Origin of the sequence: Methanobrevibacter oralis, assembly GCF_001639275.1 — an archaeon.
GTDB lineage: Archaea > Methanobacteriota > Methanobacteria > Methanobacteriales > Methanobacteriaceae > Methanocatella > Methanocatella oralis.
Genome location: NZ_LWMU01000083.1, coordinates 1 through 9,913 on the forward strand (window position 1 = coordinate 1; position 9,913 = coordinate 9,913).

The 9,913-nt window shown below is 27.9% G+C and carries 7 protein-coding genes; 4 read left to right on the forward strand and 3 right to left on the reverse strand.

All coding sequences use genetic code 11. The features are described from left to right. The first annotated feature begins 311 nt into the window (after positions 1 to 311). Together polC and nrdD are read left to right on the forward strand one after the other, a co-directional pair. Positions 312 to 3,611, forward strand: a complete 3,300-nt coding sequence (gene polC / locus MBORA_RS07210) for a DNA polymerase II large subunit (RefSeq protein ID WP_063720456.1) — start codon at positions 312 to 314, stop codon at positions 3,609 to 3,611. Between the two features lie 195 nt (positions 3,612 to 3,806). Further along, positions 3,807 to 6,125, forward strand: coding sequence for an anaerobic ribonucleoside-triphosphate reductase (nrdD, locus tag MBORA_RS07215; RefSeq protein WP_063720457.1), 2,319 nt, complete (start codon positions 3,807 to 3,809; stop codon positions 6,123 to 6,125). A gap of 1,261 nt (positions 6,126 to 7,386) precedes the next feature. On the opposite strand, the gene MBORA_RS10610 is transcribed toward nrdD, so the two are convergent. The 3 genes from MBORA_RS10610 to MBORA_RS10615 form a co-directional block, all read right to left on the reverse strand. Next, positions 7,387 to 7,524, reverse strand: a complete 138-nt coding sequence (locus MBORA_RS10610) for a hypothetical protein (protein ID WP_156482702.1) — start codon at positions 7,522 to 7,524, stop codon at positions 7,387 to 7,389. 496 nt (positions 7,525 to 8,020) lie between these two features. Then, positions 8,021 to 8,239, reverse strand: a complete 219-nt coding sequence (locus tag MBORA_RS07220; RefSeq protein ID WP_042693666.1) for a hypothetical protein — start codon at positions 8,237 to 8,239, stop codon at positions 8,021 to 8,023. A gap of 205 nt (positions 8,240 to 8,444) precedes the next feature. After that, positions 8,445 to 8,615, reverse strand: coding sequence for a hypothetical protein (locus MBORA_RS10615; protein WP_155930819.1), 171 nt, complete (start codon positions 8,613 to 8,615; stop codon positions 8,445 to 8,447). A gap of 762 nt (positions 8,616 to 9,377) precedes the next feature. Here MBORA_RS10615 and MBORA_RS10620 point away from each other — a divergent pair. Next, positions 9,378 to 9,530 (forward strand): hypothetical protein, encoded by a 153-nt coding sequence (locus MBORA_RS10620; RefSeq protein WP_156482703.1) that lies wholly within the window; start codon positions 9,378 to 9,380, stop codon positions 9,528 to 9,530. Between the two features lie 91 nt (positions 9,531 to 9,621). Then, a complete protein-coding gene (locus tag MBORA_RS11360) occupies positions 9,622 to 9,753 on the forward strand; it encodes a hypothetical protein (protein WP_269801125.1) in 132 nt (43 codons plus the stop codon). Positions 9,754 to 9,913 lie beyond the last annotated feature (160 nt).

Here is a 9,913-nt window from a genome sequence, read left to right on the forward strand (position 1 = left end):
CAAAAACCAAAACATTTAAGTGTCACAAAATACATAAAAATAAAATGTGAGAATGTTTTGAGTTTTTTGTGCTTATTAAACTATTTACATTCTCACATATTTATAATTAACTACTTTTAAAAATTAGAATTAAATAATACTATAAAAATTTAATATTCAAATTAAAAAAATAAGAAAAATAAAAAAGAAAAAAATTTCAAAATAATTATTGGACAGTCTCATAAAAATTATTTTTCACCCTTCCTAAATTATTAAATAATAAAATTTATACATATAATAATGATTAATTTTTAAAAACTCCAGGAGATAAAATGGATTATTTTGATAGATTAGAATCAGAAACACATAAATTATATGATATAGCTAATAAAGCTAGATCTAAGGGATTAGATGTTAAAATAGAAACTGAAGTTCCATTAGCAAAGGATTTAGCTGAAAGAGTTGAGGGATTAGTTGGTCCTGTTGGTGTAGCTAATCGTATTAAAGAATTAGAGCAAAACATTACAAGAGAAGAAGTTGCTTTTGAAATAGCTGCAGAAATTGCATCTGGAAAATTCGAATTAACTGGAGATAAGGCAGATTATAATGAAGAACAAAGATGTGATCAAGCATTAAGAACTGCACTAGCTATTTTAACAGAAGGAGTTGTAGCTGCTCCTTTAGAAGGAATTTCACAAGTGAAAATTAAAGAAAACTTTGATTCAACAAAATATATTGCAGTTTATTTTGCAGGACCTATTAGAAGTGCAGGAGGTACAGCAGCAGCATTAGCTGTTCTTTTAGGAGATAAAATTAAAGAAGCAATTAATATTGATGATTTTAAACCTATTGATGAAGAAATTGAAAGATATGTAGAAGAAGTAGAACTTTACGAATCGGAAGTTACAAACTTACAATACTCCCCAACGCCTGAAGAAGTCAGGTTTGCAGCAACACATATTCCTGTTGAAGTTACAGGAGAACAAACTGACAAAGTAGAGGTATCTCATAGAGATTTAGAACGTGTGGAAACTAATAACATACGTGGTGGAGCTCTTCTAGCTATGGTAGAAGGAGTAATTCAAAAATCTAAAAAAATCTTAAAAATTTCTAAAAAACTTGGATTAGGAAAATGGGGTTGGTTAGAAGAATATTCAAAACCAAAAAAAGATGACGAAAATAGCAACAAAAGCGAATCAGATATTATAAGTGAACCTAAATACATCCAAGATATTATTGGTGGAAGACCAATATTAGGATATCCCTCAGAAAAAGGAGGTTTCCGTCTAAGGTATGGTAGATCTAGAAACACTGGTCTTGCAACAATGGGAGTGCATCCTGCAACAATGGCTTTACTCGAATTTTTAGCTGTAGGAACACAACTTAAAATTGAATATCCAGGTAAAGGTAATTGTGTTGTACCAGTCGATTCTATCGAAGGTCCGATTGTTAAACTTAAAAATGGAGACGTTGTAGCTATTGATAGTGTTAAAAAAGCTAATGAACTTAAACATAATGTTGTAGAAATTTTATTTTTAGGTGATATGCTTGTTGCATTTGGTGAATTTTTAAGAAATAACCAAACATTATACCCCTCTGGATGGTGTGAAGAATGGTGGATACAATTATTAACAAGGAGTGAAAAATTTAAAGCAGAAAATAATGATTTAGATTTACATAGGCTAGAATATGATTATATCCCTTCTATTGAAGCTTTTAAATTATCAAAGAAATATAATATACCTTTACATCCAAAATACACTTATTGTTATAATGATGTTGCAATAGATGATTTAAATTCATTGGTTGATTTAATAATTTCATGTAAATCAACTTATAACCCAAATGAAGGCATGAAATTAGATTTATCATACCCCAAAAGAGTTTTAGAAGTTATTGGTGTTCCTCATATAGTACGTGACGGAAAAATAATAATCGACAAAGACCATTCCTATGCTCTTTTAGCTACATTAGTTAATAAATTACCTCAAAAAGAAAACACATTAGCAGCAGTAAATGAAATAAGTTCAATTGAAATTAAAAATAAATCCCCTGCATATATAGGCACTCGTGTAGGTAGACCTGAAAAATCAAAAGAAAGATTAATGAGACCTGCACCTCATGGTTTGTTTCCAATTGGAAATTTTGGAGGAAGTAGAAGATTAGTAGCTACTGCAGCTAAAAAAAATAAACTTGAAATAGAATTAGCTAGGAAAAAATGTACTAATCCTGAATGTGGAATTAATTCATTTAATTCAATATGCCCAATTTGTGGTTCACCAACAGAACTCCAAAAACCAGAAAAAAAATCCATAAATCTTGCAGGCATGCTTAAAAAAGCTTCTGATAATGTTAAAGTTAGAAAGGTTGATGAAGTAAAGGGAGTAATAGGTATGATTTCTGAATCAAAATTACCTGAACCTCTTGAAAAAGGAATACTTAGGGCTAAGAATGAAGTATTCACTTTTAAAGATGGAACAATCCGTCATGATTCAACTGATTTACCATTAACTCATTTTATACCAAAAGAAATTGGAGTAACAGTAGAAAAGCTTTTAAAAATGGGATATGAACATGATTGTTATGGTAACCCTATAGAAAGTGAAGAACAAATTATTGAGCTTAAAGTACAGGATATTGTAATATCAAATAATTGTGGAGATTATTTAGTTAGAACAGCACAATTTATTGATGATGAACTTACAAGATTATATGGAATGGATAATTTTTATAATGTTAAAGAAAAAAGTGATTTAATCGGACATTTAGTGGCAGGTTTGGCTCCTCACACGTCAGCAGGAGTATTAGGACGTATTGTCGGATTTACAAAAGCACTGGGTTGTTATGCTCATCCTTATTTTCATTCTGCAAAACGTAGAAACTGTGATAGTGATGAAGATGCTGTAATGTTGCTTTTAGATGCTTTAATTAACTTTTCAAAATCATACCTACCAAACACAAGAGGAGGAAGTATGGATGCTCCTTTAGTTTTGTCTTCTAGAATAGATCCTGAAGAAATAGATGATGAATCTCACAATTTAGATATTTTTGAGAGATTTCCTGTTGAATTTTATGAAAAAACTTACAGTCATTTAAAACCAACAGAAGTCTTAGAATATATTGACAATGTTGAAAAACATTTAGGAACACCAGAGCAATATGAGGGATTGATGTTTTCACACCACACATCTAGTATTCATGCAGGTCCAACTATCTGTCTTTATAAAACATTACCTTCAATGAGAGAAAAAGTTGAAGCTCAAATTAATCTTGCTGAAATTATTAGAGCAGTTGATCAAAGAGGAGTTGTTGAAAAAGTATTATCTTCTCATTTCTTACCTGATATCATGGGGAACTCTAGAGCATTTTCTAAACAAAAAGTTAGATGTACAAAATGTGGTGCAAAATATAGGCGTATGCCTCTTACTGGAAAATGTAAATGTGGTGGTAATCTAATTTTATCAGTTTCAAAAGGATCAGTTACTAAATATCTTGAAATTTCACAAGAGCTTGTAAATAGATATCCAGTATCTCCTTACTTAAAACAACGTTTAGAAATTCAAGAATTTGGTATTAATTCGTTGTTTGAAAGTGATAAATCAAAACAAAGTTCTTTAGATGTTTTCTTCTAAATAACAATATTACTTTCTAATTGCTCTTGCAGTTTTTATTTTTGTTCTCAAAACAAAATATTTTCATATTAATATAATATTGTTCGTGTTTAGACGAACAGTATATATACAAGAGAAAACAAATGATTAATACAAGTGAGATAGGATTATCTCAAATTTGATAAAAAAAATAAACCAAAGGAAATGGTGTATTAAATGGAAAAAAGTTCAGAAATAGGAAATAGTTTGAATAAATCCATTAAAATTAACGTGGAAAAAAATAATGGAATTAAAGAAAGATTCAGCTATGAAAAGCTAGTTAAATCATTAGTAATGGTTGAAACCCCTTTCTTTGAATCAGATAAAATTGTTGCAACTGTTGTATCTCAACTATATGATGGAATAAGTACTAAAGAAATCAAAAAAATTGTATACGAATGTTTAGAAGATATTGATGGTGAAATTGCAAATAAATACTTAGCAAATACCCAATTAAAAGTACGTACTTCAAGAGATACAATTGAAACATTTGATTTATCAAAAATTGCTAATACTTTAATTGAAGAAACAGGAGCAAGCCAAGAAACTGCTTTTGAAATTGCAACAGAAGTATGGAAAGAACTTAAAAAATTAAATGTTGAATACTTAACTGCCCCAATGATTAGGGAAATGGTTAACACAAAATTAGTTGAATATGGATTAGAAGATTTAAGAAGTCGTTATACTCGTTTAGGTATTCCTGTATATAATATTACTTCATTAATTGAAAATGGTAATAGAGATAACGCAAATATGATTCATAACCCCGAAAGTATTCATAAACATGTTGCAGATGAAGCATTGAAGCAATATGCTCTTTTAAAAATGCTTCCTGCAAATTTAGCTGATGCTCATATGTCTGGTGATATACACATACATGATTTAGAATTCTTCGCTGGAAGACCTTTAAATTGTATGCAACATGATATTAGGACTTTTATAAGATATGGTCTTAAAGTGGATGGTACTGGAGACCACACTTCTGTTGCAGGTGCACCAAATCATATGGAAACTTTAATGAACCATACTGGTGAAATAATGCTTGCAGCCCAACAAAATATGTCTGGAGGACAAGGAATGTCCCTTTGGAATGTTTTTGTAGCACCATTTGCAAGAGGCAGAACCTATGAAGAAATCAAACAGTCAGTTCAAATGCTTGTTTATAATTTAAACATGGCTTATGCTGCTAGAGGCTCACAAGTACCATTTACAAGTATGGCTTTGGAATTTGGAGTTCCAAAATTTTTACAAGATGAAACTGCATACGGACCCAAAGGTAAAGTTGTTGGAACTTATGGAGATTTTGAGGAAGAAACTAGATTAATCCAAAGAGCATTCACTGAAACTTTATTAGAAGGTGACGAAGAAGGCAAACCTCATTTATTCCCAAATACAATATACACCTTACGTAAAGAAACATTAAACAGTGAATATGAAGAAGATTTACGTTTAGTTCATGAATTATCTGCTAAATATGGATCATCTTACTTTGTAAACATGTTTCCAGAATACAGAGGACAAATGGCAAATTATATGGGATGTAGAACTTGTCTACAAGATACATGGACTGGTGACTGGGATCAAGATTGTTTAAGAACTGGTAATCTTGCATATGTAACATTGAACTTCCCAAGAATTGGTTACCAATCTAAAGATGAATCCCAAGTATTTGAATACTTAGATGAATACATGGATTTAGCTGTAGAGACTTTAATGCTTAGAAGAGAACAAGGATTAAAATGTTTAAATGATTTCCACATTCTTCCTTTCCTTAAACAAAAAGTAGCTGAAGATAGCTATTATAGAATCCAAAATTCAACTTTATCCTTTGGTTTCGTTGGACTTAATGAGATGTTATTGTCCTTATTCGGAGAAGGAATTGAAAACCCAGAAGCAAATAAATTTGGTGTAAAGTGTCTTGAATATATTAACGATAGAGCAAATAAATTAAAAGATGAAACTGGACTTAGATGGTCTGTTATCCAAACACCTGCTGAATCTACTGCTTATAGATTTGCAACCCTTGATAAAAAACAATTCGGAGATCAAGCTATTATACAAGGAGATGGAAATGCTAATTACTACACCAATTCCTCCCATGTACCAGTAGATACTAGAGCTTCACTTATTGATAAAATCAAAATTGAAGAACAATACCACAGCTTAACCCCTGGTGGACACATATTCCATGCATTTATGGGAGAATCTTACTCAGATCCAGATTCATTAATGAGTTTAACTAATAAAATAGCTAAAAAATCCGATATTGGATTCTGGGCTTACAGTTCTGCTCTAAGTTTCTGTCTTAATTGTAAAACTTTAATGAAAGGATTATCTAACACCTGCCCAACATGTGGTGAAAAAGAAGATGTAGAATGGTATGATAGAATTACTGGTTATGTACAACAAGTAGGTCGTGCAAAATCTGCATCTGGTGGATGGAATCCGGGAAAACGTCAAGAATTAATTGACAGAAGAAGATTTGAAGATAACTAAACTAGTTATCTTCTAAACACTATTTTTTTAATTAACTCCATCACAAAAACCATTGCTGTCAAATTTCTTTTGGAGATATTGATAAAATAGTATTTTATGTTTTTCCATTTTTTTAGTTTTACTTTTACAATTCATTACTTTTTATATTATGTTTTTAATCTTGCCATTTTCTTTTAGTTCATTCGTTTTTTTGAAATTTCTACATTTTTTAATGAATCTAGGCTAATGAAGAAATGTTTTATCTGTTTTTTTATGTTTTTCCATATTTTTTTGTTGTTTCTTTTTATAATGTTGGATGTTTTTCCACGTATTTATAGTAGAATGAATTTAATAATATCGGTTTTAAACATTAATTCATACGGAGTTTATAATCCTCTATCGTATAGTGTTATTGTTTTTGTTAAGTCCAATTTGTTTTTTGCATCATCTAAATGGTATTAATGCATTTGTTATTTCATCTACATTATTTGATATTAAGTTTGAGGATATTATGAAGTCTCAATGAGCATCTAACCCCGTGCATGAGGATTCTAGCTGTAGAAGTATCTTTTTGTAGTGTTTGAGTTTTTTCAGGTATTCCAAAAATCATCTCTATGTTAATTTCGTATTTGGTATTTTCAATAATCGATGAATCAATTGCACATTACGTGCAATCCTTTAAATGAAGGCATTTCATCTAATTTTGATCATAAATTACTCGAAACTAAATCATCATTCATGTCATATATAAACTTGTGGATTTTATGAATTGCCTTTTTTTCCGAAACCTGTTTGTTTACTAATTCTAACACCACATATCTTTTGTTTTTGTTCTTAAAAAACGATTTTTATACTCTAAAGAAGTCGTTTTTTTTATGATTACCTGAAGGAAATTTAATCACTGAAGATAAACTTAATTATTCCTTTCCGAGTAAATTGCAACATCCACTTAATAAATATTTTCTGTTTTACAATAATTATTAAAATTTCCTAATTTTCCACAAACTAAATTTTCAGAAACCATGGCAGAACAACCCCTTAATTCAACTATAATCAGTTAAAATAAACTAATATCCCTAAATAAGGCAGTGCTGATTATTTGTTGGATAATATTGTTAATTTATGATTTTATTTTCTAAAATTATCTTTTTCATCTATCTTATCGTTTTTAGTCGTGTTTCTCTATATACTCCTTTTATGGTTTTGTATTTCTTTTTAAATAATTTTAATAGGGTTTACATTGAAGTATAATTTTATACAGTTGTTTGTTGTTGGAATGTTTTTATTTGTGGTGTAATTTATCTATTTCTTTTTGAATATTTTTAATAAATCCTCTTATTTTTTCAGGTAGTTCATCAATTGAGTCTATGATTTTTTGATATCTCTTTAATCCTGTTTTTTTAGTTTTTGATTTCAACATTAATGAAAGATTATGTGTGCATTTTTCATATGTCTCTAATTCTGCTTTATTTTCTCTTTTTTCCTTTCTTAATTGTCTATTTCCTTTTTTTTAAAATCTTTTTTTCTTTAACAATTTTTTCTTCTTTTTCATTATCTTTTTTTTAATCTACATTTTTGTCCTTTTCTATTTTCTTTTAATTCGATTATTTTTTTTCTTCATTTTCTTTTATTTTTTTATTTTTTAAACCTCTAATGGTGCCTTTTATTTGGTTAATGAAATTTTGCATTTTGTGGAAATTGCATTTTTTGTGTTCTACCTCTAATTCTTCTAAAATCTTAGGATATGGTATGAATCCATCAGTAACTATAGTTTTAATACTATTTTTAATAATTATTGGTTTTAAAAAGTTTTTAATTGAATCTGAATTGAATTCATCCTTTGTTAATATTTTATTATCATAGGATATATTGTGATACAGGATTCATTGCCGAATAATCGATAAACCATTTCTCCTTTAACAGGTAAAATATTGCTCATCATAGGATAAAGTATCACTTAATTCAATATTACTATTTTCAAACTCTTCTTGAACTTTATTTTCAATTTTTTCAATGAAATCATCAACTTTTTCATTAAAAAATTTATATAATGTATCTCTGCGAATAATTGTTCCTTGGGTTAAATAAAGAATTTCTGCTATTTTTTCATAAGAAATATTGCATGTCAATCCCATATGAAGTGCATAATTCTTTTCGTTTGATTAGTATAAATTAGATCCAGGTTCAATATACTCATTCCACAAAGACCTCATAGTGTGTTTGTAATTTGGATTACAACACTCATAACATTTGTTTGTATATAAGAGTAGAATTATTTAATTCAAATTTAATTACACCATCATTTATATAAGTTAAAACCAGAAACAAGACATATTTCTTCTATTTTAACATTATTAAAAAATCATTTTTAATGGTTTTTTTATTGCTCATCATTTGAGTCCAATCTGGATCAACATCTTCTTCAAATTCAATGAAATCACGAGAATTAACGAAAGTTTTAAGTATTTTATCAGCCCAATTATAACTGTAGGTGTTTTTGTTTTGTTTCATATATAATAATATTCACCCACACACTATTTAATTATCTTTTTATAAAACTCATATTAAATATAAAACTTTTAAAATTGCCAAATTTCATCATATATTGATATTAATCAAAATATTAATAATCAATGAGTTATAATTTAGATTTAAGTAAAATAAAGAATGCATGGATTATTTTTACAAAATGATAAAAACTATTAAATATTAACGAACATAAAACTAATTAAACAACAAAAAAATATTAATAATATGTTATTTTTAAAAATAAAGTATAATTGATTATTTATTTTGAATTTAAAAGGTTTTCAGACAAGTATTCAACACTGCCTAAATAAATATTTAAAAATACTAATTAATAAAATCAACCATTATAAATACATGAAATTAGACATAATTAAATTAAAAATTTATATAAAAGAAACAAAATAATTAAACAAAAAATTAAAATAAAAGAACCAAAAATAAGAAAAAAAATAAGCTATTAAAAACCATTAGCTTGACAGCAATGGGTGATTTTAAAAATCCTATTCGAAAAGGATTTTTAGATGGAAAAAGCATTGTTGAAAAATGCTATGTTCAATTAATTCTATCCTATTGAATCAATATTGGATGATAATTATTTTGTTAATAAAAATGGTGAAATAGAAGAGCGTTATCCTTATTGTAAAATATTGTGGTTCTAAAAAAAAAAGTTTATTAAGAAAGATTTTAATTGGAGAATTTTGTATTTAGAATCTGGTTTGGCTGTTAAGGTGAAAATAAAAAGATATGAATGCAATGACTGTAAAAGAAAATGTCAATCAGAATTCTCTAAGTCATTATAAAATAAATACTGCAATTTTTCAAATAATACTAAATAATAAAGCAAAAAGATTACCTCCAACATTGGATGGAAATCATATAAGAAATCTTAAAAAATGATTTTAATGAATTATATATCATTATAAATAATCATCTTTATGAATCCATTAGAAAAATTACATATTTTTTGTGATTCACTATAATTTGTGTGATGAGGAATCAGAACTCTCATGGATATTTTGGTTATGACGCACAATGGATTAAAATAGAAGATAAATGGTGGTATAGACTCGATATATTTGATACAATAAGAAACATGCCCGTAGCATGCCATATATCATAATAATGAATCAAATAAAACTGTTAAAAAATTTTATTAAGGGGTTTGTCAATAAATCCATTTTTTCGTAATTTTTCTTGTTTCTTCTATTTTTAAGTTAATTTGGTTTTGGTTTTTATTTTAGAGTTCTTTGGTTCTTTTATTTTTTTTACATGTTTTTGAT